This window comes from Corynebacterium hansenii (genome assembly GCF_030408795.1).
Classification (GTDB): domain Bacteria; phylum Actinomycetota; class Actinomycetes; order Mycobacteriales; family Mycobacteriaceae; genus Corynebacterium; species Corynebacterium hansenii.
This window is the reverse complement of record NZ_CP047211.1, coordinates 2,755,180-2,779,604: the sequence shown is the minus strand read 5'-3', so window position 1 is coordinate 2,779,604 and position 24,425 is coordinate 2,755,180. Positions and strand designations below refer to the sequence as shown.

The window sequence follows — 24,425 nt, the reverse complement described above, 5'->3', positions numbered from 1 at the left end:
CGGCCGGCGCTGCTAGGTCAGCAGCTGGCCGGCCTTGTCCAGTTCGGCATACGCGCGGCGAAGATTCACCACCGCGACCTCCTCGGCCGGATTGAGCATCCGCAATGCGAGTCCGTCCAGCTTCGCCCGCTTCTGCCGGACGGCTTCGATGATCTCGAAGCCCGAGGCGAAACGGGAAAGGCCGAGCCTCTGCCCGTTCGAGGTGCCCTGGCACACTTCGAATACCGCGGCGGTGATCTCGGGGTCCGCTCCGTTCATGAGCAGAGCCTTGAGATCGCCCAGCAACAGCACCGGGTACATCCGCGGGTCGAATCGGAGGGCGGAGGCGAGGCGCCGGATCTCCGGTCCATGCTCCCTGTGCTCGTAGACGAGCCGCTCGAAACGCTCGACGCAACGCCAGGCCCTGTGGAGCCGCGCGTACGGGCCGAGGGCTTCGTGGAGGGATTCCTCGAGCGCGGGCACCCCCGAGCGCTCCTTGAGCCAATGGGTCAGCTCCGTCGCGCCCCCGTCCACGCGCCGGCGTCCTTCGATGAGCCCGTACTCGCCGATCACTTCGATCAGCTCGAGAATCTCGTCGCGATCCGGCGTGCGCGGGCCGTGAACCAGGGCCATGATTTCCGCGGGGGACTTTTCCCGGTTCGCTGCGACGCGGCGGGCGAATGATTCCGTGACCGCGCCCCCGATGGCCGACTGCGCCATCAGCCCCGCGACGGGAATCACGCGGAAGACGAACTGCCGGAGCTGATCGAGAAGCACCGACGAATGCGCGAGCGCCGCGTCGATCGGATCTTCCGCGCCCAGCGCCCCCGGCCCGAAGGAATCCGCGCGCGACAAAACTCCCAGCAGGTTCAGGGGAGTGAAGCCCAACTGCTGGACGAACTCGATTTCGTCGGCGCGCGGCACCGCATCGAACAGGAACACGGCGGCATCGGCGGACGCGGACGCCTCCCTGGTCTGCTCGAAACCGTCGATGCCCAGGGCCCGCCTGGTCGTCCGCTCATTGGCTTCGGTCAACGTGGCCAGCCCCGGGGTGTCGATGAGCGTGTAGTTCCGCAGGGCACCGGCCGGCATCCACCGCTCCACGAAGTCGACCTCGTCCGCGGGGACGGACAGAGACGCGACCTCTCCCCTCCGGGTGGCGACGGGAATGCGATCGCCCGTCTTCAGCACCACTTCCGCGCGATCCGGGGCCCCGTACTGGTACGCAGTGACGGCGTTCGTGGCCTCGAGGGTCGCCGTCTCGGCCACGGGGGCACCGATCAACGCGTTGACCAGGGTGGATTTGCCCGCCTTGAGGCGGCCCGTGATCACGATGCGGGGCGGCTTCGACAGCTCGTCGGAGATGGCGTCGGATTCCGCCCGCAGTTCGGGTGACAGGCGTGCCAGGGCCGACAGGGCCGAGTCCAGGGCGGATTGGATGGGGTCCACTACCGTGCTCCTCCGCGGTCATCGGCGCCGGGGGACTCCGGCACCGCATCTTGTTCGAGTACTTCGATCATCCGCTCGACGCGCAGGATGCTCTTCACCACCACCGCGTGGTTCTTCTTCAGCCGTTCCAGCGAGCGCTTCCGCGAGGCACCGTCCCGTTCCGCCTGGGCTTCGGCGACCCTGATTTGGCGCTGCAAGTCTTCGGTGGCCTCGCGGAGTTGAGCTCGGTACCTCAGCACGATCGCGGGCCTGGCGCTCGCGGCGACCGAGTCGATCAGGCGCGAGGTGAATTGCTTGGTGGTCACGGTGGTTTCCCGGATCCAGGTCACGAGATTGTTCTTGCCGGTGCGCATCGCCTTGAAACCGACGTTGAAGGCCACCCAACCGACGCCCGCGATCAAGCCGAGACCCGCGAAGGAAACCACCGTGGCCAGGGCCGTGCCGATCATCGTGCCGCCGGAGACGCCCATCATGAGCATCATGGGGTCGACGATGCCCTCCCTTTTGCTCTTTACGGAGGAAGTGCGGAGCTCGCGATCGAGGAGCGCGCCCTTGATGTCCTCCTCGATGTCGCGCCACACCAGTTCCGATTTGAAGCGCGGCTCGACGATCTCCGTCCGGAGCTCATCGGTGTAGGCGGTGAGCGCCGAGACGACTGCACCATTGAATTCCGCCTCCATGAGAGACGTGAAGTACTGGGGGTTCTTCCGGAGGACCTTCATCCCGGACTTCGAGATCCGCTCCGACCAGGACTGGCGGATGCGGTCCAGTTCCGAATCGAGCTGCAACGCCACCTTTTGACGCAGCAACGTCAGGTCGCGGCCGAGGTAGTGCTCCCACTGTTCCATCTCGCGCTTCAGCGCCTTGAGTTCGTCCAAGTCCTGCGCGAGCTTGGGCACGACCCCGGCACCCTGCTCGACGACGGCCAGTTCTTCCTCGAGCTTCGCCTTCAATTTCTGCAGCGTCGCCGCGGCCACGCGCAGCCCGTTGATGGCCGGAAGGTTCTCCGCGTTGGCCAGGCGCCGGAAGATGGCCTCCCGGAGATCCCCGATGCCCGAGAATGAACGCATCAACTCCATGTCCCCTGGATCGGGGGATTCGTACGTGGCCATCACGCTGGACACCGGAATCACCGGGAGTTCCCGGCCGACATGCGCGAGCAGGAGTTCCCGGTTCTGTTCGGCGATGGACCTGAATCCGGTGGCGTGCTTGTCGGTCTTGGTCACCGCCACGATCACGGAGCCGATTTCCGAGCCCGTGGTGCGGATGAAGTCCATTTCGGGTTTCGTGATCGGGGTCGAGGCATCGACCGTCACGACGAGGATCGTCGCCTGCCGTGCGTTGGTGACGGCCAAACCGGCATGGTCGGAATTGATGCCGCCGACGCCGGGGGTGTCGATCACGATTGCGTCTCCCATGGCGGAGTCGGAGACCGCGACGAATGCCCTGGTGGGCCGATCTTCCGCGGGATCGCCGGGAACGCTGGCCGTGGGCGAGGTGACGTGCGCGGCCAATTCCCCGTGTGGGATCGCGACCGCGCGGTCGGGGTAGAAGAGCTCCGCCATTCCGCTTTGCAACGCCTCCGATTCGGGGCCGAGCGCGATCGCCGTCGAAGTCGTCAATCCGACGCCTTGGGGCGAGGCCCCCGGCATACCGACCAGGGCACTGGCCAACGCCGACTTGCCGCGGGATACTTCGCCGACCACGACGACCGTCTTCTGCTGGGATGCCGCGGAAAAGCGCTCGCGGGCCACGTCGCATTCCGACGCGTATCCGTAGGGGAGCAGCACCTGGTCGATGACGTGATCGAGCAGCGCCGAAGCTTTCTCCAGCGGCGTGGACGGCATTGCCTTGGTCATGTTCCTCCTAGCGCGGTGCAGCACGGTGCGGTGCAGCACCGCTGCCCACTGCGCACAACATTATTGCAGGGGAACCCGGGGGTGGGCGGGGCAAAAGATGTAACCATCCGGATGAACGCCCCATCTAACTTCATGAAGGTCCGCCACCGGTCGCCGGGAAACCCCGAACGGCCCGTGGCAGGGACGTGATCGATCCGAAGGAGCACCGGAATGAAGAAGAAAAAGATGGCGACGATGTTCGCGGCAATTGCCTCGTGCATTGTCTTGGTCGGCTGCGGGGGAGATGTCGCCCCCGATGCGGCGGGAGCGGAGTCCTCGGCGGATCAGGCGTCGCCCCCGTCCGCGGCTTCGGGGGTCGATCCCGGCTCGTTCGATTCGGGCCCGTTCTTCGACAAGTACCGGATTCCGCTCAAGAAGATCGATAACGCGGAAGTCGGACGCGTCGTCGAAAGCACCGCCATCGGCAACAGCATGCCCTTGGCCTCCGAAATCGATCCCGATTTCACCGTCGGAAGGGGCGGCCGCGAGGTGATCGGCAGTGCGTCGACTTCCTTCTTCTTCGGCAAGGAGAACATTGAGTCGCTGAAGCCGTTCGATCCTTCGTATCGCGGCGGCTATTTCCGCCTTGCCAACGATGTGGGGCGGAACAAAACCGTCACGGTCGCGGCGTTGCGCTACGAAACCCCGGAAATAGCGGCACGGGCAAGTGCCGCACTGTACGAGTCCTACACCAACTCCGCTCCGACTGAAAGTGAATCCATGAAGGGAGAGGGGTGGGTCAATGGTTTGCCCACGACGCGGGCGATTGTTTGGGCCACCGAGCACAAGGACGATAAGAATGAAGCGATGTTCACTTTCTCGACGGAGGGGGAGTTCATCTTCTACATTTACTACGAAGGGGGAGAAGGGTCCATCAAGGACATCCGCGAATTCCACTCGGAATATCTTTCCCGTGTTCCGGACATGGTGGCGGAACTGGCCGACATTGCGAAGACGGATGAGTCCGGCAAGGTAGTGGAGTGGCCGGAGGTGGATCCCGATGGATTGCTGAGGTACGCGGTTTCTCCGCTCGGCGACGAAAAACCTGCACTCTTCCCCGCGACCAACAACCCTCGCGGATATGCTGGCACTCAGAGTTTCGTGACGGAAACGAAGCAGGCCGTTGAGCTGTCGGGAATCGAGTCCTTGGGCGTCTACAACACGGCCGTGGCTAGGGCTCGCAGCAACACGGGGGCGCAGGCGATGCAGAGCGCGGTGATCACCGTCTACGAGTCGAAGGATTACGAGATCTACGAGGATCCCCAGGGGCTCCCCGATGTCACGTGCGCCGAAGGGGCCCCTACGCCGGGCGGCATGCACTTGACCTGCGTGATGGTGTACGGCGACAAGGTCGCAATTGGCGAAGAAGTCTATTTCGAGCGTTCAAGCGGGAAGTCCCGGGACGTTCGGGAATCCGAGTCCGAAAAGAACAAGCCGAAAACCCTGGAAGAGGCCCGAAAGCGCCTTTCGCAGAAGATGGCGGCGCAGTACAAAATCTTCCGTGACGCGGAAGTCAATCCGGAAGGGTCGAAGCTTCCCGGCGCTGAAGTGCGGGATGAGCCTTCCAGTGAGGCGCCGACCGTTTCCGGAACCATGTCCACGGAAAAGCCGGCCGGGTCCGCCGAGCCGACCCCGGAGAAGTGAGGGTCGGACATGAGCGCAGTCGCGACGAAGACGAAAGCAGGTTCTTGATGTCCGGCAACGAGTGGATTTTGGGCATTGACTTCGGAACGTCAAACACGGCCGCGGCCCATACGAATCCGATCAAGGGCGTTATCGAAGCGGTGAATCTCGGCCATGGCAACGCGACGATGCCGTCCTCGGTCTACTACGGCTCCGAAGCCGATGTAGAGGTCGGTAACGTGGCGATCGATCGGGGCGAGGCGAATCCCGCAGGGTTCATTCCGGCGCCGAAGCGTTTGGTTCCGCAGCAGACGTTCCAGTTGAACGGCTACGACATCGACAGTTCCGCGCCGATTGCCGCCGTGTTGGCGTCGGTCGTGGAAAGGGCGACGAAGGAGCACGGCGGTGTCCGGCCCTGCGAGATCGTCTTGACTCACCCGGAATCATGGTCGGATCTGGAAATCGAGGTGCTTCGGACCGCGGCGCGCAATCTCGGGGTGCCGCCCGAGAACATCCGGATGGTGTCCGAACCGAAGGCGGCCGCCCATTACTATTCCCGGGCCAAGCGGCTGGAACCGGGCCAGCGGATCGCCGTGTTCGATTTCGGCGGTGGCACGCTGGACGTTGCGGTGCTCGAGGCTCAGGACGACGGCTCCTTTTCGGTCATCGCGGCGCGCGGGGATCAGGCACTCGGCGGAAAGAGCTTCGATGCGGTGCTCAGGGGTTGGATCGACGAGCAAATCGAGTCGTCGGATCCGGAGCTGCTGGAGTACGTGCGCACGCGATCGCCGCTCGTGGAACGGCACGCGACCGAGGACTCCCTGCGTCGCGCGAAGGAGTTGCTTTCGGAGTCGTCGGTCGCTTCGGTGAGCGTCATCGCGGCGGGCGAAATCCACCAGTTCCAGATAGCGCGGAGCGAGTTCGAGGAACTCGCCCGCCCGCTGATCGATCGCGCCGTCGATTTGACCAGGAAGACGCTGGCGGACGCCGGCATCGTCGGAGCGAACGAGATCGAAGCGCTCTATTTGACGGGTGGGTCGTCCCGTATTCCGGCGGTGCAGGAGGCACTGAAATCACTGGGCCCGCTGGCGACGCTCGACGACCCGAAAACCGTCGTCGCGCAGGGCGCGCTGAGCGCGGTCGGTCCCGTGCTGACTCACTTGCGGGCGGGGCCGCCCCCCTCGGGGCCGGTGGGCGCGGAGGAAGAATCCGCGCGGGCGAGCCTTCCGGAAACGATGAGGGAAAGTGTGATCGGGGATTCGCCGGCCCCGACGAAGCCCTTGGCGCGGGCGGGTTCCCGGAGCAGATGGCCCCTCTTCGCGGTCGTCGGCGCCCTGGTGGCGGTGGCGTTGATCGGGGGTGGCGCTTGGGCGGTCAAATCAGCGTCCGGGGATTCCGACGAAGCCGTGGCAAAGCCAACGTCCGGCGCGGCGACTCCGTCAGGCGAAAACACGGGTTCGTCGGAGCAGTCGCCCACGGCCGATGCGGGGCGGGCGACGGCGTCGCCGGTCGACAACGCGCTGGCGGCGATCCCCGCGGGCATGGAACCGGAGATCGGCCGGTGCGTCGAGTCAAGTCACTATCGCGCGGGAAACCCTGCCGGGATCAATTGCGACGTCGTCAATTCGGATCGGATGGCCGAGTTTTTCAACTTCAGTCGGGAATTCGACAAACCCCAACTCTCTTTTTACGTGAGCGAAGTCGGCGCGAAGGGTGAACGCACCAGCGCGCGGGATGGGAACGGTTACGGGGACGTCGTCCTGCGCGATTTCGACCGTGACCGCAGCACGTCGGTCTACGTGTCAAAGGAAACGTATTCGGAGACGAATGTTCGGGCGATCTACGTCGACGTTGAAAAGAACCTCATCATCGAGGCGAGGCATCTGAAGGGTCCGGACGAGGCGATTGCCATGTTGCGTGCATTTGATTTGTTGCCCGCCGATTCTCAGCCGATCCCCGAGGGCGAGTGAGCTGCGGCCGGTGGGGCGTCATTTCGTTAAGGTGGGATCCGACCGGAGTGCGAGGGAGGTGCATGGTGGTCCCGAGCGAAGACCCGTTGTTTGAGCTCGTCGGGTTTCCCGATGATGAATGGCCGTCGTTTCTCGACTTCGCGCTGAACAACGATCCGGTGGTCGGCGACGGCGAACTGGTTCCGGAGGATTCGCCGGTGGCCGCCGACGGGCTCGACTTCGGCGAGGATGCGCCGGCCGGCGTCGGCGGCGAGGATGGCGACGAGGATTCGGGGCCGGCCCCGGATGATTTCGACGTCGGCGTCGAATCCCCGGAGACGACCGATTGGGGGGTCGGGGAGGATGGGGGCGCGGGGCAAGAAGTTTCCTCCGAAGACGGTGCCGACGGCCCGTTCGCGATAGAATCCCCGGAAACCTGGGATTCGGCGGAGGGCTCGCTCTGACGTTCGGTGTCCGGAACCCGGTGTCATGACCGTGAGCCGTTCGTCTGGGAAAGGGGTCGTTCCGGATGCCCCGTGAGGAGCTGGAGATCGTCCGCGAAGCCCTCGGCGGCGATCAGCGTGCCTTCGCCGAGCTCGTGACGCGGCATCGGTTGAAGGCGTGGAACGTGTGCCTCCGGATCTGCTCTGACCAGCATGATGCCGAGGATGCGTTCCAGTCCGCGATTGCGCTGGCTTGGCGCAATCTGGGGAAGTTCCGGGGAAACTCGGGTTTCGGCACCTGGTTCTACCGCATCGCCTCGAATGCGTCGCTCGAGCTGGTTCGTTCCCGGCGGGACGTGGTGTCGCTGGACGGGGAACTGGGGGATGGGAAAGAGGTCCATTTGGTCGGGCACTCGCCGAGTTTCGAAAACTCGGTGGTCGACTCCCAGGAACTGAGGGCGGCGCTGGAGGGGTTGACCCCGGAGGCCCGTGAGGCGATCGTCCTTTTCGAGATCGCGGGGCTGAAGGTCGCCGAAATCGCCGATCACCAGCAGTCGACGCTCTCGGCGACGAAGGTTCGGCTCCATCGGGCCAGGAAACAGCTCGCGTCCGCGCTGGTGCATGACGGGTAGTCCGATCGCCGTCGCCGATTGACGGGCGCGGGGCTGCCGTCGCGGGGTTGCCGGGGTGGGGCCGCCGGTGGGGGTCGCCTGGGTGGGGGTTGGAGCGAGGTCACGGAAAAACATAACGAAAAACATTGCGCTGGCGGGCGTCGCGCAGTAGGGTAACGAATATCGATGGGGTATCGACATTCGTTACCCTCCGCATCAAGGTCCGAGGAGGCCGACATGTCCACCTGGAACGACGAAACACGGCGGCGCGACGGGCGCCGCTATCCGGAGCCCGCGACGCCGCGCCGCGAACGCATCGACATCTACGCCACGGGTGCCGCGCTGGCCTTGGCCTTGCTTCTGCTGCTCAATCACGCGCTGCGCCCATTGCTCGACGGCGAAGGCGTCCCCGCCAAGGTCGCCCGCATCGCCGGCGACGCCGCGGTCGACGAGGGCCGGGCGGTCTCCCGCGAGGCCATTTCCGACGGTGCCGCGAATTTCCTGTGGGCGGCCCATTGGATCGGGGCGGCGGCCCTGCTGGTGGTGGTGTTGTGCGCCGCGGGTCTCACCCGCAACTTCCTGCGCGGTGACTTCTTCACCCTCGGCTCGTACCGGTGGGTGTCGGCGTTGTGCTGGGCGCTCATCTTCTATCTGCTCGTGCCCGGTTTCGTGGGCATGCTCGGCGGCAACATGGTGCTGCGCGACCTGGGCCGGGACTGGTTGAGCATTCCGGCGATCGACACCAGCGACTTCATAGTCATGTACGTGCTGGTGATGACCCTCTCGCTCGTCGCCGTGGCCATCCGCCGGGCCAGCGTCCTGGAGCGGGACACGGAGGGCCTGGTCTGATGGTTCCCCCTCCCGCCGCCGAGGCCGACGGCCACCGGGTCCGCTGCCACCTCGACCGGCTGCTCGAGGAGCGGGGCCTGACGCTCCGGGCTCTGTCCGAGATGGTCGGCATCAGCACGGTGAACCTGTCGGTGATGAAGAACGACCGTGCCAAGGCAGTTCGCTTTTCGACGCTGACGGCGTTGTGCGACGCGCTGGCGTGCACCCCGGGAGACTTGTTCTCCGTCGAGCCGTCGTAAAGCAAAAGCCGGGGCCTGCACCGCCCGCCCTCAGCCGGCAAGCGCCTCGAAGAACCGGGCCATGACCAGCGCACCCGGGTCGGCGACGCCCTTCGCGGCGTCGCCGACGTAGCTCGCCCGCCCCTTGCCCGCGACCCGATCAGCGGTCGCCTCCGCGCCGGTGGCCGCATGGTGCGCGGCGTCGGCGAGCGTGCCGCCGTCCTCCAGCGCCAGCACCGCCGGTTCGATCGCGTCGACGACCGTGCCGTCGCCGACCTGCGCCCCACCCAGCTCCACCACCGCGTCGAGGCCAGCGCGGGCCACGGCGGCGAGATCCACGTCGGACAGGGATTCCGCGTCCCCCGCGGTGGCGCCCATCGTGGCGAAAAACAGGCCGAAGACCGCCCCCGATGTGCCTCCCGCCCGAACCAGATACGACTCGCCCAGCGCGTGGAGCACTGCGCCGACCGTGCCGCGCAACGGCAGGTCGAAGGGGGCGAGCGCCTCGCGCATGTTCACTCCGAAATCCCCGTCGCCGGCCTTTCGGTCCAGCTCCGTCAACTCGTCGGAAGCGGCGAGGACCCGCTCGACCCATGCGGACAGCTCCGGCTGTGCCGGGCCGGAGTCGGCCGCGGGCAGGTCGTCGAGCGCGCCATCCGAAATCTCGGGAACGCCGGAGTAGGGGGCCGGGGCGTCCCAGGCCGGCGCGGAGGTGGGGGCGTCGAGCAAGTCGAGCAGATCGTCGTCGACGCCGAGCACCGTCAGCGAAAACCCGGCCATGTCCCACGCGGTGATGTAGTTCCCGCACATCGTCCGTTCGATGCGCGCGCCCCGGGATTCCAGTTCGCCGCAGGCCAGCGCCAGAATCGCCTCGAGCTCCAGGCCCGCGATGCCGCCGAGGCCATTGGCCAGGACAAGTACGCGGTCGGGGGAGCCCGCGGCGCCGTGGACCTCGTCGATCATCTCGGCGACGGCGTCCTCGACCGACATGCGCTTGCGGCGGTCGACGCCGCGCTCGCCGTGGATGCCCACGCCGAACTCGGCTTCGTCGTCGGCGAGGGAGAAGGACTCCGCCGAACCCGGGGTGCGGGCACCGCCGAGCGACATCGCGATCGACCGCGCGCGGCGCGCGACGTTGCGCCCCACGTCCGCGACCACCCCGAGCTCCGCGCCCCGGGCGGCCGCCGCGCCGCAGGCCTTCTCCACCAGGATCGTCGCACCCGTGCCGCGGCGCCCGGGGCCGCCGGATCCGCCGGCCACCCCGTCGCCGTCACCGTTCCCGCCTCCGTCGCCGTTCCCGTCCCCCAAGTCGGTGGCGACGTCGTCGCCGACCAGCACCGTCTCCACGCGGATGCCCTCCTCGGCCGCGAGAGCGGCGGCGACGCCGAAGTTCATGACGTCACCCGTGTAGTTCTTCACCACGTGCACCACGCCGGAGCCGTCGTCGACGGCGCGGGTGGCCTCCAGCACCTGGCGCGCGTTCGGCGACGTGAAGATGTGCCCGGGGCACACCGCCCCGAGCATGCCCTCGCCGAGAAAGCCGGCGTGCAGCGGTTCGTGCCCCGAGCCGCCGCCGGAAACCAGGGCCACGCCCTTCTTCCGGTCGGTCAGCTCGAGGAAGCCCCGGTCGCGCCAGGCGATGTCGGAGCGCCCGGCCACCATGCCGGCCAGGCCCAATCGGTACGGAGTCGTCGCGTCGTCGAAGAATGCGCCCATGCCACGACGGTACGGGCCGCCGGCACATCCGGCATGCGCCGGAAACCGCCGAAAAGTTCCCGCCGATACGGATGCTCACCAACCGTTAACTTAAGCGTCACCTTTCAATCACCGGCGGTCCACCCGGGCGTCCTAACCTTTTCTGCGTCTGGGCCCCGCCGCGGAGCGTTCCGCCGGTGGGGCCGACCCCATGAAGCCAGCCCAGAAATGAATGAGGTGCGCCGTGGCGCTGATCAACAAGAACCTGCTGAAGAACCCGTTCGCTTCTTCCCGTAGCTCCCTGACCTGCACGTACAAGTGCGGCAACGCGTGCCGCGACGAGGCCCCCAACGAGTTTTCGGCGAACGAGTACTTCGGTGACGTCGCCAAGCGCGCGTACAGCCGCCGCCAGGCCCTGAAGGCCGGCGGCGCCGCCACCGTCGCGTTCGGCGGCGCGTCGCTGCTCGCGGCCTGCACCTCCGGCGACGGCGACGGCGGCACGACCACCGCGACCACCGGCAAGGACGGCAAGGGCGGCGAGGCCCTGGAGGGCATGCGCTTCCCGGTCGTCGAGCCGAACGAGAAGGACGAGGTCGTCATCCCCGAGGGCTACGAGCAGAACGTGCTCATCGCCTGGGGCGACCCGGTCGAGGACGGCGCCCCGGAGTGGGACTTCGACAAGCAGACCGCCGAGGCCCAGAAGAAGCAGTTCGGCTTCAACAACGACTTCGCCGGCGTCCTGAAGGCGACCGACGGCACCCTGGTCTACGTCTGCTCGCACGAGTACACCACCGAGCCGATGATGTTCCGCGACTGGGACGTCGAGAAGACCACCGAGGAGCAGGTCAACATCGGCATCGCCGCCCACGGCCACACCGTGCTGGCGGTCGAGGAGGACGACAAGGGCTTCCTCAAGCCGATCAAGGGCCACGAGCTCAACCGCCGCATCACCGGCTTCACCGAGTTCACCGTCACCGGCCCCGCGGCCGGCCACGAGCTGCTGAAGACCAAGGCCGACCCGAGCGGCAAGAAGGTCATCGGCACGTTCAACAACTGCTCCGGCGGCATCACCCCGTGGGGCACCATGCTCTCCGGCGAGGAGAACGTCGACCAGTACTTCGGCGGCATCGACAAGGTCGACGACGACGAGCTGAAGGACAAGTACTCCCGCTACGCCATCAAGAACGAGAAGTCCGACCGCGGCTGGGAGAAGTACCACGACCGCTTCGACCTCTCCAAGGAGCCGAACGAGCCGAACCGCTTCTACTGGATCGTCGAGATCGACCCGTCCGACCCGAAGTCGACGCCGGTCAAGCACACCGCCCTGGGCCGCTTCAAGCACGAAGCCGGCCAGATCCACGTCACCGACGACGGCACCGTCGTCTGCTACATGGGCGACGACGAGCGCTTCGAGTACATCTACAAGTTCGTCTCCTCCCGCAAGGTCAAAGAGGGCGACCTCAAGCACAACATGGGCATCCTCAACGAGGGCACCCTGTACGTGGCCAAGTTCAACGGCAACTCGCCGGCCGACCAGATCGACGGTTCCGGCGAGCTGCCCGAGGACGGCAAGTTCGACGGCGAGATCGAGTGGATCCCGCTGATGACCGCCAAGGCCGACGGCTCCGGCGAGTCCCACGTCGACGGCATGGACGCCGCCGAGGTCTGCGTCTACACCCGCCTGGCCGGCGACAAGGTCGGCGCCACCCGCATGGACCGCCCGGAGGACGTGGAGGCGTCGCCGGTGACCGGCAAGGTCTACGCCGCGCTGACGAACAACAAGTACCGCGGCATGTCCAAGGGCGGCGACCAGGGCGTCCAGGACAACAAGCCGGACAAGTCGACCGACGGCGCGGGCCGCCCCTACGAGGGCCCGACCGAGGTCGCCCCGATCACGGAGAACAAGAACGGCCTCGTCCTGGAGATGGAGGACGACCACGCCGGCACCAAGGGCAAGTGGAACCTGCTGCTCGTCTGCGGCGACCCCGATGAGGCGTACTCCTACTTCGGCGGCTTCGACAAGAAGTCCGTCTCGCCGATCTCCTGCCCCGACAACCTGGCGTTCGACGAGTACGGCAACCTGTGGATCTCCACCGACGGCAACGCCCTGAAGTCCAACGACGGCCTCTACGCCGTCGCCGTCGAGGGCGAGCGCCGCGGCGAGGTCAAGTGCTTCCTCACCGTGCCGGTCGGCGCCGAGACCTGCGGCCCGATCGTCGAGGGCAAGCGCGTGATGGTCAACGTCCAGCACCCGGGCGAGGACGACGACGCCACCCCGGCCGACCCGATCTCGCACTGGCCCGAGGGCGGCGACGCCCAGCCGCGCCCGGCGGTCGTGCAGGTCGTCCGCGCCGACGGCGGCAAGATCGGTGCCTAAAACCCCGGTCCATCGCGGGAGGTTCCCGCGTTGACCTTCCGTCATGGCCCCACCTTCCTTAAGGTGGGGCCATGATCGTCGTTGGCGGAGAAATGTTGGTTGACCTGGTGCCCGTCCCGGGGACGGACCCGGGTGGCGACGGAAGAGAGAGCGGCGGTGCCGGGGCGGGGGAGGCGGCCGGTGCGGCGGGCACCGCGCCGGCGGGGCCCGATCTGCGGCCCCATTTGGGCGGCGGCCCGTTCAACGTGGCCATCGCAGCGGGGCGGCAGGGGGCGGAGGTCGCTTTCCTGTCGAGGGTGTCCAACGACGCCTACGGCCGCGCCGGGCTGGAGCGCCTGGAAGAGGCGGGCGTCGACGTCGCCCACGTGCAGCGCGGCGGCGAACCGACGACGCTGGCCGTGACGCAGATCGACGCGGACGGGTCGGCGACCTACGACTTCCACTGGGCGGGCTCCGCCGACCGGCTGGTCGCCGATCCCGGGCCGATCGACGCCGACGTGGTGTGCCTGGGCACGTGCTCCCTGGTCTTCGAGCCGGGCGCGTCGGTCTACGAGACCATCCTCTTCCGCGAGGCCGACCGCGGCCGCGTCGTCGCGCTCGACCCGAACGTCCGTCCGGCCATCATCTCCGACCCCGCCCGGTACCGGGAGCGGTTCCGCTCGTGGTTGCCGCACGTCACGGTGCTGAAGCTCTCCGATGCGGATTTGGCTTGGCTTTACGACGACCCGCGCATCGATGCCCACCGCACGTGTTCGGAGATCGCCGCGGAGTTCGGAGGTGCCGTGGTGCTGACGGAAGGGGCCGGGGGCGCGACGGCGTTCACGGCTCACGGTGCGGTGTCCGCCGCGGCGCCGAAGGTGGATGTCGCCGACACGATCGGCGCGGGCGACACCGTGATGGGCACGATCGTCGCCGAGATCGACGCGCGGCTGCACGGAGCCGGCGGTGGCACCCCCGCGGACCTGGTCCGGCGCTGGGGGCCGGAGCAGTGGGAGCCGATCCTCGATCGTGCCGTGCGGGCGGCCGCCATCACGGTCTCCCGCGCCGGGGCGAATCCGCCGACGGGCGCGGAGTTGGACGGGGAGTGACCCGGGACTCGTTGAAGCGGGCGGGTGAGCCGGGAGAGGAACGCCATGGAGGAGTTGGTTTTCGGGGAAGACGAGGGCTTCGAGGTGCTCGTCGACGTGAAGGGCGGGGTCGGGGAGATCTTCCTGAGCATCAGCGACGACCTGGATTCCGCGTATGAGCCGGTCGGGGACGAAAGCCGGGAGAGGATCCGGCGCTTCATCGACCGGGTGGAGGAATGGCTGCCGGTCGCGGAACGCCGGCTCGAAGCCGACGCGTCGAGCATCGATCCCGCCAACGATGAGGCGTTCAAGTTGGTGAGAATCGCGATCCTGTCGGAGCTGGTGGACGCCGATCTGGTGTTCGGCCTCCAGTTCTGGGTCTCGGGCGACGTCGAGCATGGGCGTGGGATGAAGATCCGGGAGAGCGATTTTGAAATCCTCGACTATGGCTCGGCGGAAGTGGCGATATTCCCCGATTAGGCGTTCCGCCCGGCCGGCTACCGGAGCGCCGTCCACCTGAGCAACACCATGCCCTCGCCGGCTACCGGGGACATCACCGCGCCCGGTGCCGACCCGCCGCCCACCTGAGCGCCGCCGCCCCCGTCGGCTACCGGGGCGCCGTCCACCTGAGCAACACCATGCCCTCGCCGGCTACCGGGGCGCCGTCCACCTGAGCGCCGCCGCCCCGTCTTCTACCCGGTCGGGGCCGCGTCCCTTCATGCAAACCCACCCCGAATGCGCAGACCCACCCGCTGTAACGGGTGGGCCTGCGCATTCGGGGTGGGTTTGCCACGGAGGTTGCCTAGGCCGGGCACCATTCGGGGTGGGCCTGCGCATTCGGGGTGGGTTTGCCAGGGAGGTTGCGGTTGAGAGCCGGCACCGCCCGGTGCCGCCCCGCCTCCCGCCCCCGCAGGCCGCGATTCGGGGCGTTTTTCGCGGGGCGCCCGGACAGGATCCGGCACCGCCCGTATCCTTTGCTGCACGGAAGCTCCTCGCCCGCATCGGGCGCCGGGGCGCAGATGGTAACCGGATCGGACGAAAGGGCGGGACATGAACCTGATCATCGTGGTGGGGGTGGTCATCGTCATCCTGGGAGTGGTGTTGGTCGTCATGGCCCAGAAGAAAGAGACCGACGATGGCCCCCGGTACAACGATCCGCTGCTGACCGGCGAGTTCCGCAAGTTCGGGCCGACGTCCATCGCCCCGGGCGCGATCATCGGGCGCGAGGGCCACGATCACGTCGTCCGCGGCACCCTCGCGCTCAGCGAGGGCCCGTTCCGCTGGTGGGAGCACCTGCTCGACGGCGGCCGCGACGGTGCCTGGTTCGGCGTCGAGGAGGACGAAGCCGAGGTCGAGCTGACCTGGTGGCAGCGTTACCCGGGCGCCCACCAGCCGACGAATCCGCTGGTCATCGAGGGCATCGAGTACCGCGAGCAGGATCGCGGCACGGCCCATTACCGGTCCGTCGGCACCACCGGCCTGCCGCCGGAGGGGACGATGGAGTACATCGATTACGAGGCCGACGGCGGCCGTCTGCTCGGCCTCGAGCGCTGGTCCCCGAACGGCCCGTGGGAGGCGTCGTTCGGCCACCGGGTCTCGCCGGGCGAGTTGACCGTGTACTCGGCGCCGACCGACCCCAACGGCCAGTTCCCCGCCTCCGGCAACGACGGCCAGTGACCATGGGCAGCGCAATCGGCACCATGGCTCCGGCCGCCGCGGGCGCCATCGCCCTCGACGTGCCCTTCGCCGACGTCCGCGCCGCGGACCTGCGTCTCTCCATCGGCGGCGCGGTGCCCGCGATGCTCGCGAGCGTGGTCATCGACCCCCGCTCATCCGCGGCCGGGTCCCTGCCCGCGCAACCGCCGCTGACGCTCGGCATCCTCGGTTCCTCGCACGTGGCGTTCGTCGGCGATGCCGAGGCGCCCGAGCACGTCGAGGAGCTGTCCTGCACGGCCCCCGGCGGAGTCCCGCTCCACGCCGCCGGGCGGATCCCCCACGCCCCGGCCATCCGCGTCGAAAAGCTGGGCGAGGAGGGCTTCGGCTCCGTCGTCACGCGCATGCGGGGGCTTTGCGACGACCCGTCGGCCCTCGTCGCGGAGTTCCCCGGGGCCGACGGCGCCATCACCGCCGTCCGCGGGGACGCCGTCCCCGGCGGATACCGCTGGCGGACCTGGCACCTGTACCCCGATGACGCGGGCGGCGGCGAAGTCGTGGCCACCGAGTCCGTCTGGCGGAAGGGGGCGGAGCGATGAAGCGCGGCGGCATCGTCCTGATCATCATCGGCACCCTGCTGATCATCGTCGGCGCTTTCTCGGGGGCCAGGTCCGTCGAGGGCACCATCGACGACCGGTACGAACGCACCGGCAGCCCCGCCGGCGTGACCACGTGGAGCTGCGGCAACGACGATCCCATCAAGGTCGGCCGCGAGCTCCGCGAACGGCTGCGCCCCCAGGCGTACCAGGAGCACGAGGGCGCGGCGTACCTGCGCACCAAGAGGCGCACCGTCATCGTCGAAGGCGGCGCCGACGGATGCCGCATCACCGCGGAAACCCACGACCGCAGGTACTCCCACGGCGGATTCATCTTCCTCGGGCCCGGCTTCGGGCCGTCCTCGCCCGCCGGCGGATCCGGGGGCAACTCCGGATCCTGGGGTGGCGCGAAATGACCGCGAACCGCTTTTCCGACATCCACCCCGCATGAGCCAAGGAGCCCCGAGATGACCAACGCCCTCAACGACAACGGCACCTACGACTTCTTCCTCGCCGCCCGCGGCGCGGTCGAGCCCGCCGCGGAGTCGCTCGGCGAACAGCTCGCCGTCGGCGTGCCCGCCACCATCGCGTACTTCGCCACGGGCATCGTCGTGCTCGCCGTCGGGTTCGTGGTGCTCGACCTGCTCACCCCGGGCAACCTGCGCGAGCTGGTCTTCGTGGAGAACCGCGCCGGCGCCGCGGCGCTGGCCTCCGCGCAGCAGATCGCGCTGGGCATGATCATCGTGTCGGTGATCAGGGCCTCCGACGACCGGCTGTGGATCGGCATCGCGGAAACGCTCATCTACGGTGCCATCGGCATCGTTGCGCAGGGCCTGGCGCTGCTGGTGCTCGAGGCGCTGGTGCCGGGCCGCTTCCGCGACGTGGTCATGGATGCCAAGCTGCGGCCGCGCGCCGTGATGGCGGGGGTGACGCTCGTCGTGATCGGCCTGATCAACGCCGTCGCGCTGTCGTGACGCGGCAGTCGGTGAGCGAAGGGGACGCGGCCCCCGGCCGGCTCTGGCGCGCGCTGCTGCTGGCCTCCGTCGCGGCCTGCGCGGCGTGCGGCCTGATCTACGAACTCGCGCTGCTGGCGCTGTCCGCGTCGCTGGGGCGCGGCGACGTCGTGGCCACCTCGGTCATCGTCGCCGGCTACGTCGCGTCGCTGGGCCTCGGCGCCCTGCTGGCCAAGCCGCTGGTGCGGTGGGCGGCGGCGTCGTTCCTCGGCGTCGAGGCGGCGCTCGGGCTGGTCGGCGGGTTCTCCGCGACGCTGCTGTACCTGGCGTTCGCGGTGACCGGGGATTCCCTGTCGGCGCTGACCATCGCGACCATCGCCATCGGCGTGCTCGTCGGCGCCGAGGTCCCGCTGCTGATGACGCTGCTCCAGCACGGCCGCCGAGCCACCGCCGCCGAATCCGGCGCGGTGGTGGCCAACCTCAACGCCGCCGACTACCTCGGGGCGCTCATCGGCGGCCTGTCGTGGCCGTTCATCGTCCTGCCCGTGTTCGGCATGCTCCGGGGCACGGCGGTGGCCGGGCTGATCAACGTCGCCGCGGCCCTGCTCATCGCGTCGCTGCTGCTGCGCCGGATGCTCACGCGCCGCGCGCTCGCCGTCGCCGTCGCGGTGCTGCTCGCCGCGGCCGTCGCCCTGGTGACGCTGCTGTTCACCGTCCGCCAGGTCGAGGTCACCGCGCGGCAGGCGCTGTTCGCCGCGCCGATCGTCCACGCGGAGCACAGCGACTACCAGGAGATCGTGATCACCCGCTCCGGCAAGGACACCCGCCTCTACCTCGACGGCGGCCTGCAGTACTCCAGCCGCGACGAGTACCGCTACACCGAATCCCTGGTCTACCCGGCACTCGGCGCCAACCCCCGGACGGCGCTGATCCTCGGCGGCGGCGACGGGCTGGTCGCCCGCGAGCTGCTGCGCATGCCGGGCATCGAGCGCATCGTCCAGGTGGAGCTGGATCCCCGCGTGGTCGAGCTCGCCCGCACCGAACTGGCCGCCGACAACGGCGGCTCGCTCGACGACCCCCGCGTCGACGTCGTCATCGACGACGCCTTCGCGTGGCTGCGCGGCCATTCGGCAAAGCCCCGCGACATCCCCGCCGGCGGCTTCGACGTCGTCTACGCGGACCTGCCCGACCCCGACACCCCGGTGCTGGGGCGGCTGTACTCGCAGGAGTTCTACGGGCTCATCCGCGGCGTCGCCGCCCCGGGCGCCCGGCTGGCAGTGCAGGCCGGTTCGCCGTTCTCCACTCCCGACGCCTTCTGGCGCACCATCTCCACCATGCGCTCGGCGGGCTGGGCGACGACCCCCTACCACGTGCACGTGCCCACCTTCGGCGACTGGGGATTCGGGCTGGCCACGCTCGGCGCCGGCCCCGGCCCCGAGGTCACGCTGCCGCCGGGGGCGCCGCCGCTGCGCTTCCTCACCTCCGACGTCGCCGCGGCGGCCACGGTCTTCGGCGCCGACAACGCCCCCCGCGTCCTCGAACCGAGCACGCTGGCCGCCCCCGCCATCGTCGATGACCTGCGGCGCGGTTGGCGGCGCGCCGGCGAATAGGCCGAGCACGGTCCGGGCACGCACGCGCGGGCGGGCCGGAACGCGTCCGGATATGCCGTCGTAAAGCGGTGGGCTACCCTGTGAAACCGTGACTGACGCGAAGAACCCCGCCCCGAACCAGGCCCAGAAGCCCGCCACCGACCTGCCCGAGCAGCTGCGCATCCGCCGCGACAAGCGCGCCAAGCTGCTGGCCGACGGCGGCGAGGCCTACCCGGTCGAGGTCCCGCGCACCCACACCCTGGCGCAGGTCCGCGAGCAGTGGGGCCACCTGGAGGCGGGGGAGGAGACGCAGGATGTCGTCACCGTCGTCGGCCGCGTCATCTTCGTGCGCAACACCGGCAAGCTGTGCTTCGCCACCCTGCAGGAGGGCGACGGCACGCAGCTGCAGGCCATGCTCAGCCTGAAGGAGGTCGGCGAGGACGCGCTGGCCGCCTGGAAGTCCGACGTGGACATGGGCGACTTCGTCATCATCACCGGCCGCGTCATCGCGTCGCGCCGCGGCGAGCTGTCCGTCATGGCCACCGAGTGGACCATGGCGTCGAAGTCGCTGCGCCCGCTGCCGTTCGCGCACTCCGACATGAGCGAGGACCAGCGCGTCCGCCACCGCTACACCGACCTGATCATGCGCCCGGAGGCCCGCGACAACGCGGTCACCCGCATCAAGGTCATCCGCGAGCTGCGCCACGCGCTGGAGCGCCGCGGCTTCCTCGAGGTCGAGACCCCGATGCTGCAGACCCTCCACGGCGGCGCCGCCGCCCGCCCGTTCGTCACCCACTCCAACGCGCTCGACCTGGACCTGTACCTGCGCATCGCGCCGGAGCTGTACCTCAAGCGCTGCGTCGTCGGCGGCATGGAGAAGGTCTTCGAGATCAACCGCAACTTCCGCAACGAGGGCATCGACTCGTCGCACTCGCCGGAGTTCGCCATGCTCGAGTACTACGAGGCCTACGGCACCTACGACGACTCCGCCCGCACCGTGCGCGAGGTCATCCAGGAAATCGCCGAGGCCGTGTTCGGGTCCACGAAGGTGACGCTGGCCGACGGCACCGAGTACGACTTCGGCGGCGAGTGGAAGCAGCTGGAGATGTACCCCTCGCTCAACGAGGCCCTGGCCCGCAAGTTCCCCGGCCAGCCCGAGGTCACCGTCGACTCGACGGTCGACGAGCTGAAGGCCATCGCCGACGCCATCGGCCTGGAAGTGCCCGAGAAGGGCGGCTGGGGCCACGGGAAGCTCGTGGAGGAGATCTGGGAGCTGCTGTGCGAGGACCAGCTCGACGGTCCCGTCTTCGTCCGCGACTTCCCGGTGGAGACCTCGCCGCTGACCCGCCAGCACCGCTCCAAGCCGGGCGTCACCGAGAAGTGGGACCTGTACGTCCGCGGCTTCGAGCTGGCCACGGGCTACTCCGAGCTGGTCGACCCGGTCATTCAGCGCGAGCGTTTCGAGGACCAGGCCCGCCTGGCCGCCGGCGGCGACGACGAGGCGATGGTCCTCGACGAGGACTTCCTCCACGCCATGGAGCAGGGCATGCCCCCGACGACCGGCGTGGGCATGGGCGTCGACCGGCTGCTCATGGCCTTCACCGGCCTGGGCATCCGCGAGACGGTGCTGTTCCCGATCGTGAAGCCCGAGCAGAACTAGGCTCCGGAGCAGAACTAGGCTCGCGGTTTCCGGGCCACGGGCCCGGCTGCTTGACGACGGGCCGGCGTGGTGATGCGCCCGCACACCTCGGGTGAGTCCGGCCGGTTCTCCGTCATGGGCCCCGGAGTCGCCGGGGTGCCGTCGCAGCGGCACTCGAAGACGTACTCGCGGCCGGGTTCCAGGCCGTCGACGGTGATGACGTGGACGCCCGTGCCGGAGTCGCCAGCCGCGACGACGGGCAGTTCCGGCATGCCGGGCCGGGCCCAGGTGCCGCCGGGTCCGGGGATGGCCGCCGGGCCGACCGGGTCGGCCATCACCGCGGGGTCGTCCGCCGGGGCCATGGCCACTTCGCCGAGCGTCGGCACGGTCGGGCGCACGGGGCCGAAGGCGGGGTGCGGGGCGGTGCGCGAGGCGAACGCCAGCGTCACGGAAGTAGGGGTGAGGGCGACGACCGCGAGGTCCGTCGCGTCGATGCCGCCCGTCCGCACGGCCCGCGCCTTGGGGACCACCGACGCCGCGAGCAGTGCCCCGATGCCCGCCGCCACCGATGCCCCGGTTCCCGATCTTCCCGACGCGCCGCCGACCATGTCCATGGGCGGGACGCTAACGGCCGAAGGGAAACGAAAGGTTGCGGGCGCGTGACGGGGAGGTGACGCGGGGGATCCCGGGTTGCCCCGGGGCGCGCATGCCGAACGATCCCCCGGGGCGTTCCCGCGGGGCCGGGATGCGGGCGGCGCCCGGCGGACGGTGCGGCGGTGCCGCCATGATGCCGGCTGCGCCGCGGGGCTCGCAGGCGAAGCGAATTCGGCGCCGTCGGAAGGGCTTGGCGACGCGTGTACGGCGCATACCTGCGATAACGCCGTTTCCACGTTCGTCGTCAAGCGAAATATGACGCTGACCTCGTGTTTCGCGCGGGGGTGCGTTACGGGGGCGGCGATAGTGCCAATTTAGGGGTAGTTCTGCCAAAAGATGTGACAACGATCACGAGATGGCTTTATCGTTATCCCAGTAACAGTTCTGACTCGAAAGGCCATGAACCCATGAGCGAGAAGAAGAACCGCGAGGATTCGACCGTCGGCCGCAATAACCCCGGTCGAGACGCGATCGGCGCGGCAATGCGGTTCATCACGTCCATCACCGGCTCCGACTTCGCCCAGAAGTACGACCTGCAGCCGAAGCTCGATCGCGTGATCTACCAGTCGACCAAGTCCGGGTTCAAGACCCTGGGCGCCGCCAACCGCCAGTTCAAGAAGGTCGCCGGCTCCGGCAAGCCGCAGCGCCCCGCCCGCGACGCGCAGGCCGCGGCGCCGGACGACGCCGCCTCCGCCGAGCCCGCGAAGACCCCGTCCAAGAAGCTCTTCGACCTCACCCCGACCGAGGATCAGCAGATGATCGTCGAGACGGTGAAGGAGTTCGCGGAGTCCCGCCTGCGCGACGCCGCCGCCAAGTGCGACCACGAGGCGACCCCGCCGGAGACCCTCCTGTCCGAGGCCGCCGAGCTCGGCGTATCGCTGATCAACGTCCCCGAGTCCTTCGAGGGCATCGCCACCGGCGAGGACGTCACCACCAACGCGCTCGTCGCCGAGGCCCTCGCCTACGGCGACATGGGCCTCGCCCTGGCCGTGCTCGCCCCGGCCGGCGTCGCCGCGACGCTGACCGCCCACGGGTCCGACGCCCAGCAGAAGACCTACCTCCCGGCCTTCGCCGGCGAGGACGTCCCCGCCGCCGCCGTCGTGCTCTCCGAGCCGCGCCCCCTCTTCGACCCGCTGAAGCCGGAGACCACCGCCCGCCGCGAGGGCAACGAGCTCGTGCTCAACGGCGTCAAGTCGCTGGTCCCCAACGCCGGCGCCGCCGAGCTGTTCATCGTCGGCGTCGAGCTGAACGGCAGCCCCGCCCTGGTCATCGTCGAGTCCTCCGCCGAGGGCCTCCACGTCGAGGCCGACCCGTCCATGGGCCTCCGCGGCGCCGCACTCGGCCGCCTCGTGCTCAAGGACGTCCGCGTCCCCGCCGACGCCATCCTCGGCGGCGAGCAGATCTCCGCCGAGCAGGCCGCCGAAGAGTACCGCGACATCCTCCGCCGCTCCCGCCTCGGCTGGGCCGCGCTGGCCGCCGGCACCTCCCTGGCCGTCCTCGACTACGTCGTGCCCTACGTCAACGAGCGCGAGGCCTTCGGCGAGCCGGTCTCGCACCGCCAGGCCGTGGCCTTCATGGTCGCCGACATCAAGATCGAGCTCGACGGCCTGCGCATGATCCTCCTGCGCGGCACCTCCCGCGCCGACCAGGGCCGCCGCTTCGACCGCGAGGCCGCCCTGGCGAAGCACTACGCCACCGAGAAGGGCATGAAGATCGGCTCCGACGGAGTCCAGCTGCTCGGCGGCCACGGCTTCATCAAGGAGCACCCGGTCGAGCGCTGGTACCGAGACCTCCGCGCCATCGGCATCGCCGAGGGCATCGTCGTCCTGTAAACCGCCAGACACTTCAGAATTGAAAGAGGATCCGAAATGATCAACCTCGAACTGCCGAAGTTCCTCCGGGCGGGCGCCGGTCAGGCGCACCAGGTCGCGGCGGAAATCTTCCGGCCCGTATCCCGAAAGTACGACCTCGCCGAGCACGAGTACCCGCGTGAGCTGGACACCCTCGCGTCGCTGATGGACGGCATGGCCGATGGCGGCACGTCCTTCTCCGGCGCGGCCGGCGGCCGCGGCGACGAGAAGAAGAAGCGCGTCGGCGTCAAGAACGGCGGCAACATGGCGTCGCTGCTCAACGTCATCGAGACCTGCTGGGGCGACGTCGGCCTGACGCTGTCCCTGCCCTTCCAGGGCCTGGGCAACTCCGCCCTCGCCGCCGTCGCCACCGACGAGCAGCTCGAGAGCTTCGGCAAGACGTGGGCCGCCATGGCCATCACCGAGCCGTCGTTCGGCTCCGACTCGTCGGCCGTCACCACCACCGCCCGCAAGGACGGCGACGAGTACGTGCTCAACGGCACGAAGATCTTCGTCACCTCCGGCGAGCGCGCCGACTCCGTCGTCGTGTGGGCGACCCTGGACAAGTCCCTCGGCCGCGCGGCCATCAAGTCCTTCCTGGTGAAGAAGGGCACCCCGGGCTTCACCGTCGAGCGCCTCGAGGAGAAGCTGGGCATCCGCGCCTCCGACACCGCGGTGCTGCGCCTGGAGGACGTCCGCGTCCCCGCCGAGAACCTGCTCGGTTCCCCGGAGATCGACGTCAAGAAGTCCTTCGCCGGCGCCATGGCGACCTTCGACAACACCCGTCCGCTGGTCGCGGGCATGGCCATCGGCGTCGCCCGCGCCGCGCTCGAGGAGCTGCGCCGCATCCTGGAGGAAGCCGGCGTCGAGATCGACTACGACGCCCCCGCCTTCTCGCAGTCCGCGGCCGTGGCCGAGTACATCCGCCTCGAGTCCGACTGGGAGGCCGCGTACCTCATGGCCCTGCGCGCCGCGTGGATGGCCGACAACAAGCAGCCGAACACCCTCGAGGCCTCGGCGTCGAAGGCCAAGGCCGGCCGCATGGGCACCGACGTGACCCTGCGCGCGGTCCAGCTGGCCGGCGCCTACGGCTACTCGGAGCGCAACCTGCTGGAGAAGTGGGCCCGCGACTCCAAGATCCTGGACATCTTCGAGGGCACGCAGCAGATCCAGCAGCTCGTCGTGGCCCGCCGCGTGCTGGGCCTGAGCTCGAAGGAACTGAAGTAGCCCGGTAGGGGAGGGGGCCCGGGGACCGCCCCTGATGCGGCCCGGCCCACCCGCTTGCCGAAAACTCCCGCCCGTCCCCGGCGGGAGCGGAGCAAACCCCGGACGC

21 protein-coding genes are annotated in these 24,425 nt (G+C 68.9%); 17 read left to right on the top strand and 4 right to left on the bottom strand.

The features are described 5' to 3' along the window. Positions 1-12 precede the first annotated feature (12 nt). Positions 13-1,428: a dynamin family protein gene (locus tag CHAN_RS12330; protein ID WP_290290172.1), complete on the bottom strand. Its 1,416-nt coding sequence runs from the start codon at positions 1,426-1,428 to the stop codon at positions 13-15. Next, a complete protein-coding gene (locus CHAN_RS12325) occupies positions 1,428-3,287 on the bottom strand; it encodes a dynamin family protein (protein WP_290290170.1) in 1,860 nt (619 codons plus the stop codon). The genes CHAN_RS12330 and CHAN_RS12325 overlap by 1 nt, the downstream gene beginning before the upstream one ends. A gap of 210 nt (positions 3,288-3,497) precedes the next feature. Here CHAN_RS12325 and CHAN_RS12320 point away from each other — a divergent pair, with 210 nt between their 5' ends. The 6 genes from CHAN_RS12320 to CHAN_RS12295 all read left to right on the top strand — a co-directional run bounded on the left by CHAN_RS12320 (position 3,498) and on the right by CHAN_RS12295 (position 9,040). Beyond that, positions 3,498-4,970 (top strand): DUF7373 family lipoprotein, encoded by a 1,473-nt coding sequence (locus CHAN_RS12320; RefSeq protein WP_048739837.1) that lies wholly within the window; start codon positions 3,498-3,500, stop codon positions 4,968-4,970. A 47-nt stretch (positions 4,971-5,017) separates the two neighbouring features. Beyond that, the gene (locus CHAN_RS12315) at positions 5,018-6,919 is read left to right on the top strand and encodes an Hsp70 family protein (protein WP_290290166.1); all 1,902 of its coding nucleotides are present in this window, start codon (positions 5,018-5,020) and stop codon (positions 6,917-6,919) included. A 62-nt stretch (positions 6,920-6,981) separates the two neighbouring features. Continuing rightward, positions 6,982-7,362, top strand: a complete 381-nt coding sequence (locus CHAN_RS12310; RefSeq protein WP_290290163.1) for a hypothetical protein — start codon at positions 6,982-6,984, stop codon at positions 7,360-7,362. Between the two features lie 65 nt (positions 7,363-7,427). After that, positions 7,428-7,973 carry an RNA polymerase sigma factor gene (locus CHAN_RS12305; RefSeq protein ID WP_048739841.1) on the top strand — a complete coding sequence of 182 codons (546 nt, stop codon included), beginning with the start codon at positions 7,428-7,430 and terminating at the stop codon, positions 7,971-7,973. A gap of 216 nt (positions 7,974-8,189) precedes the next feature. Beyond that, a complete protein-coding gene (locus CHAN_RS12300) occupies positions 8,190-8,801 on the top strand; it encodes a hypothetical protein (RefSeq protein ID WP_290290159.1) in 612 nt (203 codons plus the stop codon). Beyond that, positions 8,801-9,040 carry a helix-turn-helix domain-containing protein gene (locus CHAN_RS12295; protein WP_048739844.1) on the top strand — a complete coding sequence of 80 codons (240 nt, stop codon included), beginning with the start codon at positions 8,801-8,803 and terminating at the stop codon, positions 9,038-9,040. Before CHAN_RS12300 ends, CHAN_RS12295 begins: the two co-directional genes overlap by 1 nt. A gap of 30 nt (positions 9,041-9,070) precedes the next feature. On the opposite strand, the gene CHAN_RS12290 is transcribed toward CHAN_RS12295, so the two are convergent. After that, positions 9,071-10,735 (bottom strand): dihydroxyacetone kinase subunit DhaK, encoded by a 1,665-nt coding sequence (locus CHAN_RS12290; RefSeq protein ID WP_290290153.1) that lies wholly within the window; start codon positions 10,733-10,735, stop codon positions 9,071-9,073. 223 nt (positions 10,736-10,958) lie between these two features. On the opposite strand from CHAN_RS12290, the gene CHAN_RS12285 reads away from it, so the two are divergent. The 9 genes from CHAN_RS12285 (at position 10,959) to lysS (ending at position 20,609) form a co-directional block, all read left to right on the top strand. After that, positions 10,959-13,091: a PhoX family protein gene (locus CHAN_RS12285; protein WP_290290152.1), complete on the top strand. Its 2,133-nt coding sequence runs from the start codon at positions 10,959-10,961 to the stop codon at positions 13,089-13,091. Between the two features lie 71 nt (positions 13,092-13,162). Further along, positions 13,163-14,179 carry a carbohydrate kinase family protein gene (locus CHAN_RS12280; RefSeq protein WP_290290150.1) on the top strand — a complete coding sequence of 339 codons (1,017 nt, stop codon included), beginning with the start codon at positions 13,163-13,165 and terminating at the stop codon, positions 14,177-14,179. 45 nt (positions 14,180-14,224) lie between these two features. Beyond that, positions 14,225-14,638 (top strand): hypothetical protein, encoded by a 414-nt coding sequence (locus CHAN_RS12275; protein WP_290290148.1) that lies wholly within the window; start codon positions 14,225-14,227, stop codon positions 14,636-14,638. A 570-nt stretch (positions 14,639-15,208) separates the two neighbouring features. After that, the gene (locus CHAN_RS12270; protein ID WP_290290146.1) at positions 15,209-15,835 is read left to right on the top strand and encodes a DUF4178 domain-containing protein; all 627 of its coding nucleotides are present in this window, start codon (positions 15,209-15,211) and stop codon (positions 15,833-15,835) included. A gap of 2 nt (positions 15,836-15,837) precedes the next feature. Then, the gene (locus CHAN_RS12265) at positions 15,838-16,410 is read left to right on the top strand and encodes a DUF2617 family protein (protein ID WP_290290144.1); all 573 of its coding nucleotides are present in this window, start codon (positions 15,838-15,840) and stop codon (positions 16,408-16,410) included. After that, positions 16,407-16,823, top strand: a complete 417-nt coding sequence (locus CHAN_RS12260) for a DUF4247 domain-containing protein (protein ID WP_290290142.1) — start codon at positions 16,407-16,409, stop codon at positions 16,821-16,823. Before CHAN_RS12265 ends, CHAN_RS12260 begins: the two co-directional genes overlap by 4 nt. A gap of 51 nt (positions 16,824-16,874) precedes the next feature. After that, positions 16,875-17,381 carry a DUF350 domain-containing protein gene (locus tag CHAN_RS12255; protein ID WP_082144595.1) on the top strand — a complete coding sequence of 169 codons (507 nt, stop codon included), beginning with the start codon at positions 16,875-16,877 and terminating at the stop codon, positions 17,379-17,381. After that, a complete protein-coding gene (locus tag CHAN_RS12250) occupies positions 17,378-18,970 on the top strand; it encodes a polyamine aminopropyltransferase (protein ID WP_290290137.1) in 1,593 nt (530 codons plus the stop codon). The genes CHAN_RS12255 and CHAN_RS12250 overlap by 4 nt, the downstream gene beginning before the upstream one ends. A gap of 88 nt (positions 18,971-19,058) precedes the next feature. Beyond that, positions 19,059-20,609, top strand: a complete 1,551-nt coding sequence (gene lysS, locus CHAN_RS12245) for a lysine--tRNA ligase (protein WP_290290135.1) — start codon at positions 19,059-19,061, stop codon at positions 20,607-20,609. A gap of 14 nt (positions 20,610-20,623) precedes the next feature. On the opposite strand, the gene CHAN_RS12240 is transcribed toward lysS, so the two are convergent. After that, positions 20,624-21,202, bottom strand: coding sequence for a hypothetical protein (locus tag CHAN_RS12240; protein WP_290290133.1), 579 nt, complete (start codon positions 21,200-21,202; stop codon positions 20,624-20,626). 447 nt (positions 21,203-21,649) lie between these two features. Here CHAN_RS12240 and CHAN_RS12235 point away from each other — a divergent pair, with 447 nt between their 5' ends. Both CHAN_RS12235 and CHAN_RS12230 read left to right on the top strand, forming a co-directional pair. Then, complete coding sequence (locus CHAN_RS12235) at positions 21,650-23,074, top strand: acyl-CoA dehydrogenase family protein (RefSeq protein WP_290290131.1); 1,425 nt, start codon at positions 21,650-21,652, stop codon at positions 23,072-23,074. Positions 23,075-23,110: 36 nt separating this feature from the next. Then, the gene (locus CHAN_RS12230; RefSeq protein WP_048744054.1) at positions 23,111-24,319 is read left to right on the top strand and encodes an acyl-CoA dehydrogenase family protein; all 1,209 of its coding nucleotides are present in this window, start codon (positions 23,111-23,113) and stop codon (positions 24,317-24,319) included. The last annotated feature ends 106 nt before the right edge of the window (positions 24,320-24,425 follow it).

Excerpts from the sequence above, each read along its gene's own strand:
- CHAN_RS12290 (WP_290290153.1), bottom strand. The coding sequence starts at position 10,735 with ATGGGCGCATTCTTCGACGACGCGACGACTCCGTACCGATTGGGCCTG.
- CHAN_RS12325 (WP_290290170.1), bottom strand. The coding sequence starts at position 3,287 with ATGACCAAGGCAATGCCGTCCACGCCGCTGGAGAAAGCTTCGGCGCTG.
- CHAN_RS12320 (WP_048739837.1), top strand. The coding sequence starts at position 3,498 with ATGAAGAAGAAAAAGATGGCGACGATGTTCGCGGCAATTGCCTCGTGC.
- CHAN_RS12310 (WP_290290163.1), top strand. The coding sequence starts at position 6,982 with ATGGTGGTCCCGAGCGAAGACCCGTTGTTTGAGCTCGTCGGGTTTCCC.
- CHAN_RS12305 (WP_048739841.1), top strand. The coding sequence starts at position 7,428 with ATGCCCCGTGAGGAGCTGGAGATCGTCCGCGAAGCCCTCGGCGGCGAT.
- CHAN_RS12235 (WP_290290131.1), top strand. The coding sequence starts at position 21,650 with ATGAGCGAGAAGAAGAACCGCGAGGATTCGACCGTCGGCCGCAATAAC.
- CHAN_RS12255 (WP_082144595.1), top strand. The coding sequence starts at position 16,875 with ATGACCAACGCCCTCAACGACAACGGCACCTACGACTTCTTCCTCGCC.
- CHAN_RS12230 (WP_048744054.1), top strand. The coding sequence starts at position 23,111 with ATGATCAACCTCGAACTGCCGAAGTTCCTCCGGGCGGGCGCCGGTCAG.
- CHAN_RS12265 (WP_290290144.1), top strand. The coding sequence starts at position 15,838 with ATGGGCAGCGCAATCGGCACCATGGCTCCGGCCGCCGCGGGCGCCATC.
- CHAN_RS12260 (WP_290290142.1), top strand. The coding sequence starts at position 16,407 with ATGAAGCGCGGCGGCATCGTCCTGATCATCATCGGCACCCTGCTGATC.
- CHAN_RS12280 (WP_290290150.1), top strand. The coding sequence starts at position 13,163 with ATGATCGTCGTTGGCGGAGAAATGTTGGTTGACCTGGTGCCCGTCCCG.
- CHAN_RS12300 (WP_290290159.1), top strand. The coding sequence starts at position 8,190 with ATGTCCACCTGGAACGACGAAACACGGCGGCGCGACGGGCGCCGCTAT.
- CHAN_RS12315 (WP_290290166.1), top strand. The coding sequence starts at position 5,018 with ATGTCCGGCAACGAGTGGATTTTGGGCATTGACTTCGGAACGTCAAAC.
- CHAN_RS12275 (WP_290290148.1), top strand. The coding sequence starts at position 14,225 with ATGGAGGAGTTGGTTTTCGGGGAAGACGAGGGCTTCGAGGTGCTCGTC.
- CHAN_RS12240 (WP_290290133.1), bottom strand. The coding sequence starts at position 21,202 with ATGGACATGGTCGGCGGCGCGTCGGGAAGATCGGGAACCGGGGCATCG.
- CHAN_RS12270 (WP_290290146.1), top strand. The coding sequence starts at position 15,209 with ATGAACCTGATCATCGTGGTGGGGGTGGTCATCGTCATCCTGGGAGTG.
- CHAN_RS12295 (WP_048739844.1), top strand. The coding sequence starts at position 8,801 with ATGGTTCCCCCTCCCGCCGCCGAGGCCGACGGCCACCGGGTCCGCTGC.